The sequence below is a fragment of the Arthrobacter sp. B3I4 genome (assembly GCF_030816855.1).
Taxonomy (GTDB): domain Bacteria; phylum Actinomycetota; class Actinomycetes; order Actinomycetales; family Micrococcaceae; genus Arthrobacter.
The window spans coordinates 1,795,192-1,814,431 of sequence record NZ_JAUSYK010000001.1 but is presented as its reverse complement, the minus strand read 5'-3'; the positions used below and the strand labels follow the sequence as shown (position 1 = coordinate 1,814,431).

Annotated in this window: 10 protein-coding genes, 2 tRNA genes and 1 pseudogene; 4 read left to right on the top strand and 9 right to left on the bottom strand. The window is 68.4% G+C overall.

Annotation, left to right across the window (positions count from 1 at the left end):
- Position 1: 1 nt before the first annotated feature.
- Together QFZ61_RS08545 and QFZ61_RS08540 are read left to right on the top strand one after the other, a co-directional pair.
- Positions 2–791: pseudogene (locus tag QFZ61_RS08545) on the top strand (PspA/IM30 family protein).
- A gap of 135 nt (positions 792–926) precedes the next feature.
- A complete protein-coding gene (locus QFZ61_RS08540) occupies positions 927–2,351 on the top strand; it encodes a deoxyribodipyrimidine photo-lyase (RefSeq protein WP_307035114.1) in 1,425 nt (474 codons plus the stop codon).
- A gap of 51 nt (positions 2,352–2,402) precedes the next feature.
- On the opposite strand, the gene QFZ61_RS08535 is transcribed toward QFZ61_RS08540, so the two are convergent.
- The 5 genes from QFZ61_RS08535 to QFZ61_RS08515 all read right to left on the bottom strand — a co-directional run bounded on the left by QFZ61_RS08535 (position 2,403) and on the right by QFZ61_RS08515 (position 8,134).
- Positions 2,403–2,479 (bottom strand) — tRNA-Met (locus QFZ61_RS08535).
- 19 nt (positions 2,480–2,498) lie between these two features.
- Positions 2,499–3,395 carry a CPBP family intramembrane glutamic endopeptidase gene (locus tag QFZ61_RS08530; protein WP_307035111.1) on the bottom strand — a complete coding sequence of 299 codons (897 nt, stop codon included), beginning with the start codon at positions 3,393–3,395 and terminating at the stop codon, positions 2,499–2,501.
- 100 nt (positions 3,396–3,495) lie between these two features.
- Positions 3,496–3,569 (bottom strand) — tRNA-Met (locus tag QFZ61_RS08525).
- 177 nt (positions 3,570–3,746) lie between these two features.
- Complete coding sequence (locus tag QFZ61_RS08520) at positions 3,747–6,755, bottom strand: UPF0182 family protein (protein ID WP_307035108.1); 3,009 nt, start codon at positions 6,753–6,755, stop codon at positions 3,747–3,749.
- 164 nt (positions 6,756–6,919) lie between these two features.
- On the bottom strand, positions 6,920–8,134 hold the full coding sequence (locus tag QFZ61_RS08515) for a PDZ domain-containing protein (protein WP_307035107.1): 1,215 nt from the start codon (positions 8,132–8,134) through the stop codon (positions 6,920–6,922).
- A gap of 236 nt (positions 8,135–8,370) precedes the next feature.
- Between QFZ61_RS08515 and QFZ61_RS08510 the strand changes: the two genes are divergently transcribed.
- On the top strand, positions 8,371–9,837 hold the full coding sequence (locus QFZ61_RS08510) for a zinc-dependent metalloprotease (RefSeq protein ID WP_307035105.1): 1,467 nt from the start codon (positions 8,371–8,373) through the stop codon (positions 9,835–9,837).
- Between the two features lie 158 nt (positions 9,838–9,995).
- Here QFZ61_RS08510 and QFZ61_RS08505 read toward each other — a convergent pair whose 3' ends face one another.
- From QFZ61_RS08505 to nudC, 3 genes are all read right to left on the bottom strand, one after another.
- On the bottom strand, positions 9,996–10,625 hold the full coding sequence (locus QFZ61_RS08505) for a M48 family metallopeptidase (protein ID WP_307035103.1): 630 nt from the start codon (positions 10,623–10,625) through the stop codon (positions 9,996–9,998).
- Positions 10,625–12,715 (bottom strand): ATP-dependent DNA helicase UvrD2, encoded by a 2,091-nt coding sequence (locus tag QFZ61_RS08500; RefSeq protein ID WP_307038072.1) that lies wholly within the window; start codon positions 12,713–12,715, stop codon positions 10,625–10,627. The genes QFZ61_RS08505 and QFZ61_RS08500 overlap by 1 nt, the downstream gene beginning before the upstream one ends.
- Positions 12,716–12,972: 257 nt before the next feature.
- The gene (gene nudC, locus QFZ61_RS08495) at positions 12,973–14,073 is read right to left on the bottom strand and encodes an NAD(+) diphosphatase (RefSeq protein ID WP_307035101.1); all 1,101 of its coding nucleotides are present in this window, start codon (positions 14,071–14,073) and stop codon (positions 12,973–12,975) included.
- Between the two features lie 238 nt (positions 14,074–14,311).
- Here nudC and QFZ61_RS08490 point away from each other — a divergent pair, with 238 nt between their 5' ends.
- Entirely contained in the window at positions 14,312–15,772 is a 1,461-nt protein-coding gene (locus QFZ61_RS08490) for a phosphotransferase (protein ID WP_373427141.1), read from the top strand.
- Between the two features lie 18 nt (positions 15,773–15,790).
- On the opposite strand, the gene QFZ61_RS08485 is transcribed toward QFZ61_RS08490, so the two are convergent.
- Entirely contained in the window at positions 15,791–19,234 is a 3,444-nt protein-coding gene (locus QFZ61_RS08485) for an ATP-dependent DNA helicase (RefSeq protein ID WP_307038070.1), read from the bottom strand.
- Positions 19,235–19,240: the final 6 nt, after the last annotated feature.

The window sequence follows — 19,240 nt, the reverse complement described above, 5'->3', positions numbered from 1 at the left end:
CATGGTTAAGCAGTCCATTTTCGGCCGCATGGCGCAGCTGGCGAAGGCGAACATCAATTCCTTGCTGGACCAGGCCGAGGATCCGCAGAAGATGCTGGACCAGATGGTCCGCGACTACACCAACAACATCGCCGAGGCTGAATCAGCGGTCGCCCAGACCATCGGCAACCTGCGCATGCTCCAGGACGACTACAACGAAGACGTCAAGAACGCCCAGGACTGGGGCAACAAGGCCCTGGCCGCCTCGCGGAAGGCCGACGAGTACCGCGCCAAGGGCGACACCGTGGACGCCGAGAAGTTCGACAACCTCGCCAAGGTGGCCCTGCAGCGGCAGATCTCGTCCGAAAACGAGGCGAAGTCCGCCGAGCCCAGCATCGCGTCGCAGACCGAGGTGGTGGACAAGCTCAAGCACGGCCTGGACCAGATGAAGGGCAAGCTCAACGAGCGTCACCAGCAAGCGCAACGAACTCATCGCCCGTTCGAAGACGGCGGCGGCGCAGTCCCAGGTGCACGATGCCCTCCGGAGCATCGACATCATGGATCCGACCTCCGAGGTGGGCCGGTTCGAAGAGAAGATCCGCCGCGAAGAGGCGAAGGTACGCGGCCAGCAGGAACTCGCCGCCTCCAGCCTGGACGCCCAGTTCAACTCGCTGGAGGACCTGGGCGAGCAGACCGAAATCGAAGCACGCCTGGCTGCCTTGAAGTCCGGCGGCACCACCCAGGCCCTCGGCGCCGGAACCGGCGCCAAGACGGGCACCACCGTCGACGAGGCCGACTTCGACAAGCTCTAAACCGGCGCCGGCCTTTGACGGCCGGAAGTCGACCCGGAGGCCGGGCCAGCGTGCAGCACTTCAGCGCGCGGGCCCGGCCTCTGCTGTGCCGGGGTTCGTCGGCCCGCCGGCCCGGTGATCCAGTAGCGTGGAACCATGTCCTCGACCTTGGTTTGGCTCCGCGATGACCTCCGCCTCGACGATAACCCTGCCCTGGCGGAGGCAGCGGCGAGCGGCAGTCCGCTCACGGTGGTCTACGTCCTGGACGAGGTCTCGCCGGGGATGCGGCCCCTCGGGGCGGCCACCAAGTGGTGGTTGCACCACTCCCTGGCTTCGCTTGCCGGGGACCTCGAGTCGGCCGGCTCCCGCCTGGTGCTCCGCCGCGGCCCGGCGGAGCAAACCATCCGGCGGCTAGCCGAAGAAACCGGCGCCACCAGAATCCTTTGGAACCGCCGTTACGGCGGGCCGGAACGCGCCGTCGACGCGGCCTTGAAGGACTGGGCGGCCAGCCAGAACCTGACAGCGGCCAGTTTTCAAGCCAACCTTCTGTTTGAGCCCTGGACGGTGCGGACCGGCTCCGGAGGGCCCTACAAGGTCTTCACTCCGTTCTGGCGGGCCTGCCTGGACGCGCACGAACCGCGGCAACCGCTGGCCGCTCCCGACTGGCTTCCGCGGCCCGCTGCCGCGGACGACGGCCAGCTGCCGGGCAGCGAGGCCCTGGACGGGTGGGGTCTGCTCCCCCGGCACCCGGACTGGAGTGCCGGACTGGCTGCGGAATGGGTGCCGGGCGAGGCAGGTGCCCACGCCCGGTTGCAGGACTTCCTGGACGGCCCCGTCAGCGAGTACGGCACCGGAAGGAACGTCCCCGGGGTTGAGGGCACCAGTCGGCTCTCGCCGCACCTGCGCTTCGGTGAAATCAGCCCCTTCCGAATCTGGCACGCGCTCCGGGAGCGCTTCCCGCAGGGAGCACCGGCCGACGTCGCAATCTTCCGCTCCGAACTGGGCTGGCGGGAGTTCTGCTGGCAGCTGCTCTACGAGAACCCCGAACTGGCCAGCCGCAACTACCGGCCCGAGTTTGACCGCTTCGCCTGGCGGGCGCCGTCAGACGAAGAGCTGCAGGCGTGGCAGCAGGGCCGCACCGGCTATCCGCTGGTTGACGCGGGCATGCGCCAGCTATGGCAGACCGGCTGGATGCACAACCGTATCCGGATGGCGGCAGCGTCGTTCCTGGTGAAAAACCTGCTGGCTGACTGGCGGGTTGGCGAGGCCTGGTTCTGGGACACCCTGGTGGATGCAGACGCCGCCAGCAACCCGGCCAACTGGCAGTGGGTGGCGGGTTCCGGTGCGGATGCTTCGCCCTACTTCCGCATCTTCAACCCGGTCACGCAGAGCAAGAAGTTCGACGCCGCGGGCCGCTACCTGCGCGCCTTCCTCCCCGAGCTCGCGGGCCTGTCCGACAAGGCGGTGCATGAACCGTGGAAAGCCGACGGTGCCACAGCGGGCTACCCGGAGCCCATCCTCGGGCTGCCGGAGTCGCGGGCGCGGGCGCTGGGGACGTACCAGCGGCTCAAGGACGGCTAGGGAAACACAAAGGCCCGGATCTTTCGATCCGGGCCTTTGCCTTACTGCCATTGGTTGCGGGGACAGGATTTGAACCTGTGACCTCTGGGTTATGAGCCCAGCGAGCTACCGAACTGCTCCACCCCGCGTCGCAGGATCAACACTACCCTACTTTGACTCCGGCCCCGACCAGGGCGCCCCAGTTGGTTCTTCTGTCCCACGTAACGGCCTCGGGGCCGGCGGCCCAGGTTGCGGGGTGCTCCTGCGACCGGCGGTGACCGCTGCTACCAGGCCCCAGAGCGTCACCCCGAAAATGAGGTTAAAGATCAGGTCGGGTAGCCCCGCCATCGCCGCGGAGCCGAGGACAAACCCCAGCGCGCTGACGGGGACGTGCATGAGCATCGCGATCAGCACGCTCTGGGTGTGCGCGTAGACCCACACCATGAGCACCCGGTAGGGCGGCAGCCAGGCGAAGAGGCCCACCGCGACGGAGAGCGCCCACGGGACATCCCCGGAGGGCGCTCCGGCGTAGAGCGGCAAGTGGAGCAGGCTCCACGGCAGGCCCACCATCAGTCCCGTTGCCACCGGCCCATGCCGCTTAATAAGTTCGTGCGTTGCGAAGCCGGACCAGGCGATCTCCTCGAAGAAGCCGGCGATGAGGCCCGCCACAAGGGCCGTCACCAGCAGACCCGCTTTGTCCTCGGCCGCGATGATGGCGGGGGCATAGGCGCTGGAGGTGAGCCAAAGCGTGCCCTGGATCCCCAACCACAGGAGTGGCGCGGTCAGCAGGGCAACGGCGTACCACCGAACGCCCACCCTCCAGCGCAGGGTCCTTGACCGGAGGCCACGCAGCCCCGCGCGCCCGGAGGTGAGCGCGATCATCAGCATGGCCACCAGCGCGTACGCAGGAGGCCCGGACAGCATGGCCGCGACCATGAGAGCACTCGCATCTGCGGCAGTGGCGGTCCCCGCGTAGATGCCGCCTTCCAGGAGGGCACCGGGACCGCCCAGGATGAGCGCCGGCCCGAACGCGAGGGCGAATATCAGGACATAGAAGAGAACCACCGCATGCCTTCGGCTGAAGGAAAGTGCCCCCGGCTGGCCGGGCGGGTGGTTAAACGAAGAAGTCCGAAACACTTTCCAGTGTTCCGGACCTCTTTTCCAGTTGCGGGGACAGGATTTGAACCTGTGACCTCTGGGTTATGAGCCCAGCGAGCTACCGAACTGCTCCACCCCGCGTCGCAAGATCAACTTTACCTGCCGGCGATCGGGAGGCCAAATCCGCAGGGCGTGATGTCCGTCCCACCGCCGGCCCCGGTGCACCTGCGCGCCGGGCTCTCCCCGCTCAGGCAAAAGGCCGGGCTTCTGCTCCCGGTGAGCAGAACCCGGCCTCCAGCCGTCAGCGGGCTTCGCCGCCTACTTGCTCGGCGAGGGCGACGGTGACGGTGCAGCCGACGGCGTGGCGCTGCCGCTGGGAGCGGGCGTCGGTGCCGGCGTGCCGACCTTGGCCTCCGCATCAATTGCCCGTTGCAGGGCCGCGGAGAGCTTCTTCTGCTGGTCGCCGTACGCTGCGAAGTCGCCCTTGGCGAGCGCCTCCTGACCTGCCTTGATCGCGGCGTTCGCCTCATCCAGCGCCGCCTTGAGCTCGGCCTTGGCGTCCGTGCCGCCGGCGGGCGGCGGCGTGCCGCCCGGGGCCGGGGCAGCCGGTGTCTGCCCGTTATTGGCGGCGTCGCCGGCGGTTGCGCCGGACCGGCCGCCGAACAGCTGGTTCAGCGCCTCGTCGAGGGTCGGTGCGAAGCCAATCTTGTCGCCAAAGGCGACCAGCACCCGCTGCAGGGTCGGGTACGACGTCTCGCCGGTCGACTTCAGGTAAACCGGCTGGACGTAGAGCAGGCCGCCGCCGACAGGCAGCGTCAGCAGGTTGCCGTTAAGTACCGCCGAGGCTCCTTGCCGCAGCAGGTTGAGGGCCTGCGACACGGTGGGATCCGAGTTGAACTTGTTCTGCGCCTGCCCCGGGCCGGGCACCTGGGTTTCCGGCGGGATCTGCAGCAGCCTCAACTGGCCGTAACTGTCCGCCTTCACGCCCTTCTGGTTGCCGGCATCCGAGTCGGCGGCCAGGAAGCCGTACAGCACGTTCCGGGCGCTGCCGTTGACCACCTGCGGGATGAACGAGGAGGTCAGCTGGAAGGCAGGCTTTTCCTGGTCAGGCATTTGCAGTGACATGTAGAACGGCGGCTGCTTGACACCTTCTTCCTTGACGGTGGGGTCGTTCGGAACGCTCCAGGCGTCGTTGTTGGTATAGAAGTTGTCCGTGTTGGTGACGTGGTAGCGGCCCAGAAGCTCGCGCTGGACCTTGAACAGGTCCTCCGGGTAGCGCACGTGGCTCATCAACGCGCCGGACATCTCCGAGTACGGCTTCAGCGAGGAGGGGAAGATGTTCTGCCAGGCCTTCAGGACCGGGTCCTGGTCGTCCCACGCGTACAGCGTGACGGAACCGTCGTAGGCGTCCACGGTGGCTTTCACCGAGTTGCGGATGTAGTTGACCGAGGTGTTCGGCAGCGCCGCGGTGCGGTTCGCCGTCGTCTGCGAGTCCTTGGTGGCGTCCGAGAGCTGTTCCTGCTGCGAGTACGGGAAGTAGGGGCTGGTGGTGTAGCCGTCCACGATCCACTTCACCCGCCCGTCGACGACGGCGGGGTAAGCATTTCCGTCCACAGTCAGGTAGGGGGCCACCTTCTCGACCCGGTCACGCGGGTTCCGGTCGTAAAGGATCTGCGACTCGGCGTTGACGCCGTCGGAAAGCATCAGGTCCGAGGACTGGAACTTGATCGCGTAAAGGACCTTGTTGAAGAAGCTGCCGACGTTCGGGCCGCCGTTGCCGGTAAACGTGTACTGCGTCTCGCCGTCGCCCTCCTTGGCGGCGGGCCGGTCCTGCTCGCGGTGCGGGGCACCGTCCGGGGCGCCGACAATCGAGTAGTCCGGCGAGTTTTCGCCGAAGTAGATCCGCGGCTGGTAGCTGGCATCGGTGCCCAGCACGCCGGTGGACGGGATGCCCGACTGCAGGAAGTCCGGTTTGCCGTCCGCGGTGAACTTGTTGCCCTTGGCTGCAACGACGCCGTAACCGTGGGTGTAGACCACGTGCCGGTTGAGCCAGGACTGCTGGTTGGCGCTCAGTCCGTTCGGGTTCAGCTCGCGGACCGCGATCACGGTGTCCTGGATCTTGCCGTTCACCTCGTAGCGGTCCACGTTCAGCGCACTGGGGAACTGGTAGTACGGCCGGTACTGTTCCAGCTGCGAAAACGCATCCGAGATCAGGTTGGGGTCCAGCAGGCGGATGTTCGCCGTGGTCTGCGCGTCCGGAGCGAGGGCGCCGGTGGTGGCGTTGGTGGTGGCCTCGTAGCGCTTTTCCTGGATCTTATCGAGGCCGTACGCGGCTCTGGTCATGGCGATGTTGCGCTCGATGTACTTCTTCTCCAGCGTCAGTTCGGAGGGCCGGACCTGGAACTGCTGGATTACCCAGGGGTAGACGCCGCCGGCCAGGATCGAGGTGATGACCAGCATGGCGGTGCCGATCACCGGCAGCCGCCACTTGCCGATCACGGCGGCAACGATGAACAGGACGGCCACAAGAGCCGCGGCGACGGCGAGGATGGCCTTGGTGGGAATGACGGCGTTTACGTCGGTGTAGAGCGCGCCGGCCCAGCGGCCTCCGCTGTTGAGCACCGCCGAGTAGCGGTCCAGCCAGAAATTGATGCCCAGCAGCAGCAGGAACGCCGCGCCGGTGACGGCCAGGTGGATCTGGGCGGCACGGCTGGTGAAGACGCCGCGTTCCATCAGGCGGATACTGCCGTAAAGGTAGTGCGTGAGGATGCCGGCGATACCGGCGACGACGACAACGCTGATCAGGAAGCCGGTGACGAAACCGAGGAACGGCAGCGTCATCAGGTAGAAGCTGATGTCCAGGTTAAACTGCGGGTCCTTTTGGCCGAAGGGCTCCTGGTTGAAGAAAAGCAGCACCTTCTGCCATTGGCTGGCGGCCGCGCTGCCGGCGAAGAGCCCGAACAGGACGGGCAGTCCGATCATGACCACCCGGCGGATCGGCTCGAGCTGGGCCTGGTAGCGGTTGAGGTTGTCCCGGACCTCCGAATCGGGCGCGTAGACCGGGCGGGCGGTGTAGGCGATCCGGATTGCGAAGAACACCGCCGCAAACATCACTGCGAAGCCGGCCAGGAAGATGGCGATCCGCGCGAGGTTCTCGGTCAGGAAGACTTCGAAGAAGCCCAGCTGCTGGTACCAGAGGACGTCCGTCCAGACATTGGCGAAGAAGATGAAGCCCACGACGATCAGGGCCACGACAATCAGGGTGGGCGTCAGGGCGCCTCGCCGCTGCTGTGGCCTTCCGGGTGGGACGGTGCTGGGACGGGACAAACTCGGTACCTCATAGCTGGTCTCAGTGCTGCTGGCTTTTTAGTTGTCAGGTGTTCAGTTGTTTAGGTCTTCAGTTGCAGGGACCGCCGGCACCGCCCGGGCAGGGGCGGCAACAGCCGTCATTAGTGCCACGAGTGGCACCGGAGCTTAGTTCCGGGGTCAGTCTAATTGCTGGTGCAGGCGGGAAGTCCCGATGTGTCGCTTCCCCCGGCGGCCAGTTCAACGGCGTGCCGCGCCTCGGTCAGGTTTTCGACCTTGACCACCTGCAGCCCCGCCGGGATATGCCCGACGACGTCGTCGCAGTTCGCCGCTGGGGCGAGGAACAGGGTGGCGCCGCCGGAGCGTGCCCCGACCATCTTTTGGCCGATGCCGCCGATGGCTCCGACGGCACCGTCGGGGTTAATGGTGCCGGTTCCGGCGATGTGCTTGCCGCCCGTCAGGTCCCCTGGCGTGACGGTGTCCACGATGCCGAGCGCGAACATCATGCCCGCGCTGGGTCCCCCGACCTTGTCCAGGGAGATCTTGACGTCGAAGGGGAACTTGAACTTGTACTGCAGCGCGACGCCAAGCAGGTAGCGGCCGGTCTGGGACTTCGTCGGAGTGACTGTGACGGGCAACTGGGTGCCGTTCCGGTCCACGACGACGGCGACGGGCTTGCCCTTTCCGTCCGCGAGTTCCGCCTGGATGACGCTGAGGGCGGTGACCGGCTTGCCGCCGACCGAAACCAGGACGTCCCCTTCCTGGATTTTGCCCTTGCTGGCCGAGTCGTCCGGGATCCCGGCCACCTGCAACTTCTGCTCGAACGCGATGCCGAGTTCCTTCAGGGCAGCGGCCACAGCGTTTTCCTGCGAGGTGGTCATCGCGACGGCGCTCTCCTGCTGCGACTGTTCCCTGGTGACGCCGGTGGGGAAGATCAGTTCCTCCGGGTAGACGGCCTTGGACCCGTTGAGCCAGGCGCTGAGGGCCTCAAAGACGCTGACCGGCCCGTTGGGACCGCCGTCGACGTAGACGGTGGTGAGGTCCAGGCTGCCCTGGGCGGGGAAGGTCTGGTGCCCCGATACGGCAATGACCGGTTTGCCGTTGTCGGTGCCCAGCGTGTTGAAGGTCGGGCCGGGGGATTCAATCACATAGGGAACGGGAAGGGTCATGGCGGCCATGCCCAAGGCGAGAGACAGCAGGCCGGAGACGAGCATGGCGGACGACCGGCTCTCCGCTCCCCCGCCGTCGGCGCGGCGGCGCGGCGTCCTGCCGTCACCGGTGCGTCCGGGGCCAAACCTGGACCAGAGGGTGCCATGGCCGGCACCGCCGCCGCCACCGGCGTCGTCAACTGTTGCCGGCGCTGATTCGCCGCGAGGCTGGCCGCCCTGGGTAAACGTCAATGAAGGACCTCTCCGTGCCGGCGCCAGGGGTGCCCCTGGGGGCGGGATCAAGGCGCTGCGGCTGCGGCCGGAACCGGCGCGGCAGCCTGCAATTATTCCAGCTCCCAACACTACGCGCTTGCACGCTGCCGGGGCTCTTTGCCGACAGCGAACGTGGCACGGTTTCGGGAGACAGCCGCTCGCGCGGAGGGGTAGCGTGAAGTTGAGTACCAGTCACACCGACGATCGGCGGGATCATGACCTCTAACCCACTTAATCCGTCCAGCGGGGACGACGAACCCAAGGATCCGCTGGCGGAGTTGCTGCAGAACCTGATGGGCGGCAGGGGCATGGGGGACATTGATCCGGCGGAGCTCGCCAAGGCCGCCGGACTGCCGGACGATCCGAACCTGCTGGCCCAGATGTTTTCCCAGGTCCAGGCCATGATGAGCGCCCCGTCCGAGGGGCCCGTCAACTGGCAGCTGGCCCACGAGAACGCCCGCAGGGTGGCCGCCAGCGGCTCCGACCCGTCCGTGACCGCCGCGCAGTCCCGGCAGGTCGACGAGGCGCTGCGGCTGGCTGAACTCTGGCTGGATCAGGTGACGGAACTTCCTTCCACCGGACTGATCGGCCGGGCCTGGTCCCGCGCGGAGTGGGTCGAGGAAACCCTCGGCACCTGGAAGCGCCTGACGGAGCCGGTCGCCAACAGCATCGCCAACGCGCTTTCCTCCGCCATGACCGAACAGATGCCCGAGGAAATGAAGACCATGATGGGCGGCGCCTCCTCGATGCTGCAGAACATGGGCGGTGCGATCTTCGGCATGCAGCTGGGGCAGGCGATCGGCGCCCTCTCCGCCGAAGTGGTCAGCTCCACCGATATCGGCGTCCCGCTGGCGGACCTGGAAATGGCGCTGCTGCCGGCAAACGTGGCGAAGTTCGGCGAGGGCCTCAGTCTGCCGGAGAACGACATCCGGCTCTTCCTGGCGGTCCGCGAGGCTGCCCACGCCCGGCTCTTCGTCCAGGTACCGTGGCTGCGCGGCCACCTGCTCGGCGCGATTGAGGCTTACGCCCGCGGCATCCACATCGACACGTCGAAGATTGAAGAGCTGGCGCGCGAGCTGGACCCCAGCAACCCGGAGGGCATCCAGGAGGCTCTCTCGCAGGGCGTGTTCATGCCCCAGCGCACCCCGGCGCAGGAGCAGGCCCTCGAAAAGCTGGAGACCGCCCTGGCACTGGTGGAGGGGTGGGTCGACGAACTGACTGCCGCCGCGACCGACAAGATGCTGCCCTCGGCGTCGGCGCTGCGCGAGACGGTCCGGCGCCGCCGCGCCACCGGCGGCCCGGCAGAGCACGCGTTTTCATCGCTGGTCGGCCTTGAACTGCGGCCCCGGCGGCTGCGCGAGGCCGCCGCCCTGTGGGCCCAGCTCCGGGAGGAACGCGGTGTGGAGGGCCGGGACGCCATCTGGCAGCACCCCGACCTGTTGCCCACCGCCGAGGACCTGGACGATCCGAAGGGTTTCAGCGAACGCCGCAAACTGGCCGAGGCCAGTGACACCGAGGTGGACGACGCCCTGCAAAAACTGCTCAGCGGCGGGTTCGACACGGACACGCCCGGAGCGGACGGGGCCGGGGAGGAGCGCGACGGCGACGAAGAGCGTGAGTCCGGCGGCGACGCGGGCGACGAGCCCGAGGCCGGCGACTCGGGCGGGACGCCCAAGGCCTGACGGCACCTCAGCGAACGGCAGCGGAAAGCCCCGGCCCGAACCTCGGTTCGGGCCGGGGCTTTTTCGTGTGTCAGGGCTTTTCCGGGGGCTTTTCCGTGGGCAGGGCTTTCCCCGTGGGGCTTTGGGCTTTCCCCGTCAGGGCGGGGGCTTTCCCGCGATCAGGCGTCCGCGCAGTCGGCCTGCCCGACGTCGTCGGCGCCGTCGGCCGTGTCCGCAGCGGGTGGAAGTCCGCGGGAGGTAGCGAAGGAGACGCCTTCGAGGAAGGCCTTGGCGCGTTCGGTCTCCGGGTAGGCAGCCAGCAGCCGCCAGAACGCGGCGTTGTGGGCGGCCACCAGCAGGTGAGCCAGTTCATGCAGCAGGACATAGTCGATCACCCACTGGGGCATCGGCCTGAGTTTGTGTGAGAGCCGGATGGTTCCCTCCGACGGCGTCGCCGAGCCCCAGCGCGAGTTCTGGTTTGTCACCCAGCGGACCGAGCTGGGGACGGCGCGCCCTGCGAGGTACTGGGCAGAGAGGGCGGCTGCGCGTTCTGCCAGTTCGTCGTCGCTGCCGGCGCGGCGCTTGCCGGCGGCCTTGGCGCCGCGGTTGCCCTGCAGCCGGAGCTTCTCGAGCATCCGGTGCACCCACTCGCGTTCCTGCGCCCCGCTGAAGTGGGCGGGGATCGCAACGACGGCGGTGCCGTTTTCCCAGAACGCGGCCACCGTCCGGCGCCGGCGGGCCGACCGGCGGACCTCGACGGGGGCACCGTCAGCGGTGGTCAGCGGGATGCTGTTCGCCGTGCCGGGCATTAGAGGGTGGAACTCTCGGCCAGGATCAGCAGCACGGCCTCGCCGTACTTTTCCAGCTTTGATGCGCCGACGCCGGGCAGCTTGGCGAGTTGTTCGAGGGATTCCGGCCGCGCTTCGGCGATCGCGGTCAGCGTCGCGTCGGTGAAGACCACGAACGCCGGGACGTCGGCCTCCAGCGCGGTTTCCTTCCGCCACTGCCGCAACGCCTCGAACGTTTGCTCCTCGTAGCTTGGCGGGCACTGGCTGCACCGGCCCACCTTCCGTTCGGCTCCGCTGGAGAGCATGCTGCCGCAGATCCTGCACGACGCCGGAACGGCTGCCTTGCGGCGCGGGGCCGCTCCCTTGCCGCGGACCGAGGAGCTGGCCACCGAGTCGGGCCGCAGCCCGTCGAGGAACCGGGAGGGCTTCCGGTTGGCCCGGCCCCCCGGGGTCCTGGCGGTTGACCAGGACAGGTACAGGTGTTCTTTCGCCCGGGTGATGCCGACATAGAGCAGGCGGCGTTCCTCATCCACCGCCTCGGGGGTGTCCGCGAAGGAAATCGGCACCAGGCCTTCGCTCAGGCCCACCAGGAACACGGCCTCCCATTCCAGGCCCTTGGCGGCGTGCAGGGACGCAAGGGTGACGCCCTGGACCGTCGGGGCGTGTTGCGCCAGGGACCGTTCCTGCAGTTCGTTCACGAAATCCGCGAGGCTGAACTGCGCTCCCCTGCTGACCACCAGCTCGTCGGCAAGCGCCACCAAAGCTGCGAGCGATTCCCAGCGTTCCCGGAGGGCGCCGCCGTTGTGCGGAGCGGCGTCGGTGTAACCGAGCGAGGACACGATGTCGCGGACCAGCTGGCCCAGCGGCTCCGGCGCGGCGGTCTCGGAGACCGCCCGGGTGGCGGCCCGCAGCTGCAGGATCGCGTCCCGGACTTCCTTCCGGGCGAAGAACCGTTCGCCGCCGCGGAGCTGGTACCCGATGCCGGCCGAGGCGAGGGCCTGTTCATAGGCTTCCGACTGGCCATTGGTACGGAACAGCACGGCAATCTGGCTCGCCGGAGTCCCCGCGTCCAGCAATGCCTTGATCTTCACCGCGACCGTCGCAGCTTCCGCCTCGTCGTCGGAGCATTCGGTGAACTGCGGCACGGGCCCGGCCGGCCGCTGCGCCACAAGCTGCAGCGGCGCAGCCCAGGCCGCGTCCGCGACGGGACCGCCGCTGCGCCGTCCGGCCAGCAGCTCGTTGGCCAGTTTGACCACCTGCGGGGTGGAGCGGTAGTCACGGACCAGCTTCACCACGGTGGCATTGGGGAACTGGCTCTTGAATCCGAGCAGGTGCTTGGGCGAGGCGCCCGTGAAGGAATAAATTGTCTGGCTCGCGTCACCCACGACGCAGAGGTCGTCGCGGCCGCCCAGCCAGAGCTCGAGGAGCCGCTGCTGCAGCGGCGAAACGTCCTGGTATTCGTCCACCACGAAGTGCCGGTACTGCTCCCGGACGGTGGCGGCAACCTTCGGGTCCTCCTGCAGGATGCCTACGGTGATCAGCAGCACGTCCTCGAAGTCGATCACGTTGCGGTCCGTTTTGACGTCTTCGTAGGACTGGAACACTCGGGCCACTGCGGTCAGGTCGAAGCCGCCGGGCGTGCCGCGGCCCTGGGCTTTTTCCAGGTAATTGGCGGGGGTGAGCATGGACACTTTGGCCCACTCAATTTCGGAGGCAAGGTCGCGGATGGAGGCCCGGTCGGTGCTGAGCCGCAGCCGGCGGGCCGCTTCGGCGATCATTTGCGCCTTGTGATCCAGCAGGTTCGGAAGGGCGCCGCCGACGGCCTGGGGCCAGAAGAATTGAAGTTGACGCAGCGCGGCAGCGTGGAAAGTGCGGGCCTGTACACTGCCGACGCCGAGGTCCCTGAGCCTGCTGCGCATTTCAGCCGCGGCCCGGGCGGTGAAGGTGACGGCCAGGAGCCGTTGCGGGCTGTACACGCCCGAGTGCACGCCGTACGCAATGCGGTGCGTGATGGCACGGGTCTTACCGGTCCCGGCTCCCGCGAGCACGCACATCGGGCCGTTCAGGGTGCTGGCCACCTCACGCTGTTCGGCGTCGAGACCTCCGAGGATCCGCTCCTCAAGGGAGCGGTTGTCCGGTGGCGGAAGTTCGAGGGCGGAGGGTGCAGAGGCCGGCGCACCTGCTGCGGGCGGTCCGGCCGGGAGGTCGCTGGTCTGGAATATGTCTGTGTTCACTTCTACTTGCTCAGTTGGTGGAGGTCCGCGACTGGGGCGCCGCGGAGTGGGCCGCGCCGGGGGCGGTGTGCTCGGAGGCACGCCGGCGTGTGGCGCTGGAACTCAGGACGGAAGGCATTCATGACCGGCGCCGCTCACAGTTCCGGACGGTCATGGATGACGCCGCCGTACCAGTGTTCGATCAGGGCCCGCGCGATCGAGAGCTTGCTGGAGATGACGATGTCGCCGCTGGCCACTGCTTCCTGAAGCTCGGACCGGCTGAACCAGCGCGCCCGGGTGACCTCGACGCCGTCGGGCTTGGCCTCCGTGTCGGCCGTCGTGGCCGTGAAGCCGAGCATCAGCGACGCCGGGAAGGGCCAGGGCTGGGAGCCGAGGTACTGGCAGGCCGTGACGCGCACCCCGACTTCTTCGCCGATTTCGCGGACCACTGCCTGTTCCAGGGATTCCCCCGGCTCGACGAAGCCGGCCAGGGTCGAGTAGTTCCGGGCGTCGAGCGGCCCGCCGCCGCCCAGCAGCAACCGGTCGTCCGGCCCGACGACGGTGACGATGATCGCCGGGTCAGTGCGCGGGTAATGCTCTGAATTATCCGACGGGCAGCGCCGCACCCAGCCGCCGGCTTCCGGGACCGTGGCGGCGCCGCAGCGCGGGCAGTGGGTGTGGCTGGCATGCCAGTTCGCGATGGCGCTGGCCTCTATGAACAGCGCGGTGTCCCTGGCGTCCAGTTGGCTGGCCACTTCGCGGAAGCCGGCCCACTGCGCGGCGGCAGGGATGCCGTCGACGCGCTCCTCGAACGGTTCGGCATGCACCTCGAACTGTTCGGGAAGAATGAAAAGCACGTATTCGGTTCCCTCCGCCGTACCCGACCCGGGCAGCGCGGAGCCGAGGTAAACCACTTGTTCGGGCGCGTGGGCGGTTCCTTTGAGGCGCGCGGCGAGGTCGGCCGCGTCGAGGAAAACCAACCCGTCGCCACTGACCAGCGCCTGGCGCCCCGACAGCAGCATGGCCTGGACGCCGCCGGATCCCAGCAGATCCTCCAGCATGCCCGGTTTCAGTCGGGCCGCGGAGCCCCGGTCAATCAGTGCCGGGCGCACCGGGAGGACGGTGTCGCGGAGGCTGTTGGCAGGCAGGCTCTCTCCGCGGCCGTTCGGCCCGGTGTTCTGGCCGTCACCACTGGGGCCGATATTCAGGCCGTTTCTCTGGGCGGCACCGGATTCTGCTGACTCCGCAAGACTCATGTACCCACCGTACCGACCCCCGCTGACAATTGACATTTACCGTCGGCGGCGGCCGCCGTCCTTGCAGCGAATGAGCCGCGCAGACGACGGGAGCCGGCGGCGCCAGGCCGCGGCTCCCCTGGGGCCGTTGTCGCCGGTGGGGCCGCTGGGGTCAGTGCGTCGGTGCTATTTCTGGACGATCTTTCGACTCGCCGCAATGCATCGCCGTCTTGGGCGCGGCTCAATCTACCGTGGAAGCGTGAGAAGAAACCCAATCGAACTGGCAGCGGTAGCAACGGCGGCAGTCCCCGGCCTGACCCCGACGGCCGTGAGCTCTGCCCCCGACGATCCGGCAGACTTCGATTCCGCCCTTCTCCTGGACACTGAGGGCAAGCGCTGGCGGGTGCGCTCGCCGCGGCATGCCGAAGCCAGTGCCCGGCTCGAAACCGAGTTCCTGGTGCTCCGTGCTTTCACCCCGGGAATCCGGGCCGAGCTTCCCTTCCTGATGCCCACCGTGGCCGGCACCGTCCGGCAGGGCACGCTGAGTACCTTCGTGTACTCCCACCTTTCCGGTGCCACCCGTTCAGTCGAGGAACTCAGCAGCGGCCCCGCTGCGCTGGCCCGTGAAATCGGGACTGCCTTGGCGGCCGTCCACGATCTGCCGCGCTCCCTGGTCAGCAACGCCGACCTTCCCAGTTACACGCCGAATGAGTTCCGGCAGCGCCGGCTCAACGAGCTTGACCAGGCAGCGACGACCGGCAAGATCCCGCCGTTGCTGCTCCGCCGCTGGGAGCACGCGCTGGAGGATGTGTCGCTGTGGCGATTCAACCCCAGCGTGGTGCACGGGGACCTGCATGAGGACAACATTCTGGTGGACGGGGACCGCGTCACCGCCGTGACCGGCTGGACGGACCTGCGCATCGGCGACCCCGCCGACGACATGGCCTGGCTGGTCGCCTCCAACGACCAGGACTTCGTCGACACGGTGCTCGCACAGTACTCCGATAGCCGCCGGGACGTGCCGGACTCCCATCTGCTGCGCCGCGCGGCGTTATCCGCCGAGTTCGCTCTGGCGCAGTACCTGGTGAAGGGCCTCGCCGCAGACGACCTGGACATGGTGTACGAAGCCGAATCGATGCTGGCAGCGCTGGCAGACGACGTCGCGGAGCACGGCGGCCAGCCGATCAGCGTGGAACCGCTGCCGCAGCCCGCCCAGCCTGCCGTCTCCGTCGTGCCGGCCGCCACCGTCCAGCCGGCCGTCACGGCCCAGCCCGCCGCCACCGCCCAGCCCGCTGTCACCGTCCAGCCGATCGGCCCGGACGCGCCACGCTCCGCAGCGGAACGGCTGACGTCCGGCGCTGCCGTCGCAGCCGTCCATGTCACCCCGATACCCCGCGACGAAGTCCCTGACGGTGAGGCCACTGACGGTGAGGCCACTGACGGTGAGATCCCCGGCCACGAGGGCCCCCGGGATGTGGTCCCTGCCGCAGGGCAGAACGACGCCGCCGGCGCGGCACCAAAAACAGACCAGTCGGGCGCAGCGGATGCACCGGCCCGCACCGCGCCGGCGGAAAACGAGGAAGCCCCGGCAGAGGTACGGCGGCCCGAGCACGCCCGGACGCTGGCGGCCGGAGCTCACGCGATTCCCCGGAAACCGTCCGCCGCGGACGACACCTCAACGACGGCGTTGACGGTGGTCCCGGCCAAGGGTTCTTCGTAGTCTTCCCCGGTTCCGGCGCTACTTCGTTGCTGTCCTCCCCAGGGCCGCAGCAATAATCTCCTCAAGTCGTTCCGCGGACCCGAGGTCGTGCGGGCGCACCACCGCGTCGTCGGCGACGTAGTAGAACGCGGCCCGGACCTGCTCAAGCGGCACGCCCTTGAGCCGGGACCATGCCAACCGGTAGACGGCGAGTTGGACCGCTTTGGTTTTGAGCTGGGCCGTCGAGGGCCTGCGGCCGGTCTTCCAGTCCACTAGGTCCCAGCCGCCGTCGGCGTCCCGGAAAACGGCGTCGATGCGGCCTCGGACCACCACGTCACCAACCCGGGTTTCCACCGGCACTTCGACGTGGGCGGGCGCACGGTGCGCCCATTCCGATTGACGGAAAGTCTCCACCATGGCGTCCAGGCCGTAGGCCTCATCAATGTGGTCGTCCGATCCGGGTGCCTCGCCGAGGTCCAGCATTCCGGAGGTGCCGAAATACTCTTCGACCCAGGCGTGGAACGCCGTTCCCTTGCGGGCCGACATCCCCGGTTCACGCGGGACCGGACGCCGCAGCCGGGCGACCACGGAGGCCGGGTCGTCGTCCAAGTCCACCAGGGTGGAGGCAGAGATGTGTCCGGGTAGATGCACGTCGTGGACCGCCCTCCGCCGGGAGCGCCGCTCCAACAAGGTGGCCGCTTCCTGAGCCCACCCTGCGGCCTGCCCGCGCAGCGGCCGTGCAGGGACCGGGGCGGCGGGGTGCCCGGCGTCGGGGTCTGCCAGCTGAGCCAGGACCCGGAAGGCGGCACCTTCCATCGCGGCGCGGCGGCCCGGCACCAACCGTAGCCTGGCGCCGGTGCGGGGATTCACGGGGCCCTCCAACGGGTCGTACGGCCACAGGGCGAGCTCCACCTCACTGGTGAGAGGACTCTCCTCCGGCAGGGACTCCTCCGCGACCGACCGCGGATGGATTTCCGCCGTCCCGGCCGCACTCAGGACCTCGAGTTCAGCCAGGAACGGCGACATGCCGGCCAGGCCGGCCCGGGAGCCCACCCACGCCGCGCTGGAGACCCAGAGCACGTGCTTCGCCCGGGTATAGGCCACGTAGGCGAGCCGTCGTTCCTCGGCTTCGCCGTGGACTTGGACCGCGGATTTGAAGTCCTTTTCGGCATCTAGCCAGCCCTTCTGGTCCGGGTGGTCGAGGTCCCATTGCGGCAGGTCGGCCCGGTCTCCGCGGAGCGGCCATGGCAGGGCGGCTGATCCGCTGCTCCAGCGCGAGTCCCGGCTGCTGGGGAACGCCCCGGCGTTGAGCCCGGGCACGAAGACCACATCCCATTCCAGGCCCTTGGAGGCGTGGACGGTCAGGAGCTGGACCGCTTCGTGGTTGACGTCCGGCGCCGCCGCGTCCAGGCCGTTTTCCTCTGCGGCAGCGGCCTCGAGCCAGGCCAGGAAGGCGAGGACGTCGACCCGCTGCGAGGTGTGCAGGAACCCTGCTGCGGCGTCCTGGAAGGCGTCCAGGTTGCGCCGGGCCTGGTGGATGCTGATGCCGGGGCGGGCTGCGACTTCGATGTCCAGGAGCATGGACCGTTCCACCTCGCCGAGGAGTGTGCTGAGGTCATCACCCATGAAGCTGCGCAGTTGCCGGAGCTCGGCGGAGAGCCGCTGGAGCCGTTCCAGCGCCGCCGGGCTCAACCGCCGGCCGTTGGCGGAAGTCCAGTCCGGGCGGGGCAGCCAGTCCAGCGCCTCAACCAGACTCGCGGCGTCGGTGAGGTCGGCTTCGATCACCGTCTCGGCGGCGTCCATGTCCTCGTCCTCGTCGGCAGCACCCGGCCGGCCCCGGCGCCGGGCCAGGAAGCTCGACCAGTCGCGGAAGGCCATCAGGTCCGCGGGCCCGATCCGCCAGCGGGCTCCGGCAAGCAGGCGCATGAGGGAATCCGAACGGCCCGGGTCGGCCAGAACCCGCAGGGTCGCGACGAGGTCGACGATCTCGGGGGTGTCCAGCAGCCCGCCGAGGCCTACGATCTCGTAGGGGATCCCGCGCAGCTCGAATTCCCGTCGGATGCACTCCATCTGCGCACGGCGGCGGCAGAGCACGGCCATCGCCGGCGGCTCGGCGTCCGGCGCCGCGGCGGCGTCGAAGTCGGTGACACGGAACTTCAGCACGTCCGCAGCGATGGCCGCCGCCTCGTCCTCGTCGGTGCCGAAGCGGGCCATCAGGACGCGGCCCTGCACGGCGGCCGGGCTCGGCTGCAGCGGCGGGACGTCCACGGCCACGGCAGTGTCCCGGGCACCAGCAGCGCCCGTTTGCGCCGCTGCCCTGCTCAGCGGGGCGGAAATCACGTTGGCCGCCTCGAGGATGTTGCGGCCGTTGCGCCACGCCGTGGTGAGATACGACGTCGGTGCCACGGCGAACTTCGACGGACCGCCGTTTGAGATGCCGTTGCCGTCGCCGTTACCGTCGCCTTCGCCCGCTGCGGCCGCGGCGGCCGTGTCAACGCGGAGCGGGAACTCGCGGACGAAGTGGAAGAGCTGTCCGGCGGATGCGCCGCGGAAGCCGTAAATTGACTGGTTCGGGTCGCCTACAGCGGTGACGGCGTGCCCGTCGCCGAACAGCCGGGAAAACAGCACGAGCTGGGCGTGGGAAGTGTCCTGGAATTCGTCCAGCAGCACCACCTTGTAGCGCTGGCGTTCGGTCTGCGCCGCCACCGGAATTTCACTGGCCACCCGGGCTGCAAGGGCAACCAGGTCACCGAAATCAAGGGCGCCCCGTGCCCTTTTGGCCTCCGCATAGCGTCCAACCATGTCCGCGACGCTGGCCCGCGTCCGGAGCATGGCACTGAGATCCCCCGCGGCCTGGCTGGGATTCTTTTTGGCAGTGGCGGCATACGGCAGCGCCTCAAACTCGGCCACCCGGTCCAGCAGCCAGCCGCGGACCTGGCCCGGATCCTGCAGGTGCTCGGCGCATTCGCCAGCGAGCTGGATGACGGCTTTGACGAGGGTGGATTTGGCCGCGCGGAAGTGCTGGTAATCGCCGTCGTAGGCTTCCACGACCTCGCTCGCCAGCTGGAAGGATTGTGCCCCGCCCAGCAATACGACGTCACGTTCGACGCCGAGGCGCAGCCCGTAGTCGGAGACGATGCCGCTGGCATAGGAGTGATAGGTGGAGACCTTGGGTTCCAGGGCGTCGGTGCTGAGCAGCCCGGCCGGGAACACCTGGTGATCGGTGTCAGCCGCTGCGATCCGTGCGAGGGCGGAAAGCTTGGCCCGGATCCGGGTGGCAAGCTCTCCGGCCGCCTTGCGGGTGAAGGTCACACCGAGGACTTCCTCCGGCCTGACCCAGCCGTTGGCGACCAGCCACACCACCCGGTCCGCCATGGTGGCCGTCTTTCCTGAACCGGCCCCCGCGATGACCAGCCTGGGGCTGAGCGGCGAAGAGATGATCTGCGACTGCTCGGCGGTGGGGCTGTTCTTCTCCCCCAGCATCGCCGA

Bases quoted from the DNA above. Each gene is read 5' to 3' on its own strand.
- QFZ61_RS08540 (WP_307035114.1), top strand. From the start codon at position 927: ATGTCCTCGACCTTGGTTTGGCTCCGCGATGACCTCCGCCTCGACGAT.
- QFZ61_RS08510 (WP_307035105.1), top strand. From the start codon at position 8,371: ATGACCTCTAACCCACTTAATCCGTCCAGCGGGGACGACGAACCCAAG.
- QFZ61_RS08505 (WP_307035103.1), bottom strand. From the start codon at position 10,625: ATGCCCGGCACGGCGAACAGCATCCCGCTGACCACCGCTGACGGTGCC.
- nudC (WP_307035101.1), bottom strand. From the start codon at position 14,073: ATGAGTCTTGCGGAGTCAGCAGAATCCGGTGCCGCCCAGAGAAACGGC.
- QFZ61_RS08485 (WP_307038070.1), bottom strand. From the start codon at position 19,234: ATGCTGGGGGAGAAGAACAGCCCCACCGCCGAGCAGTCGCAGATCATC.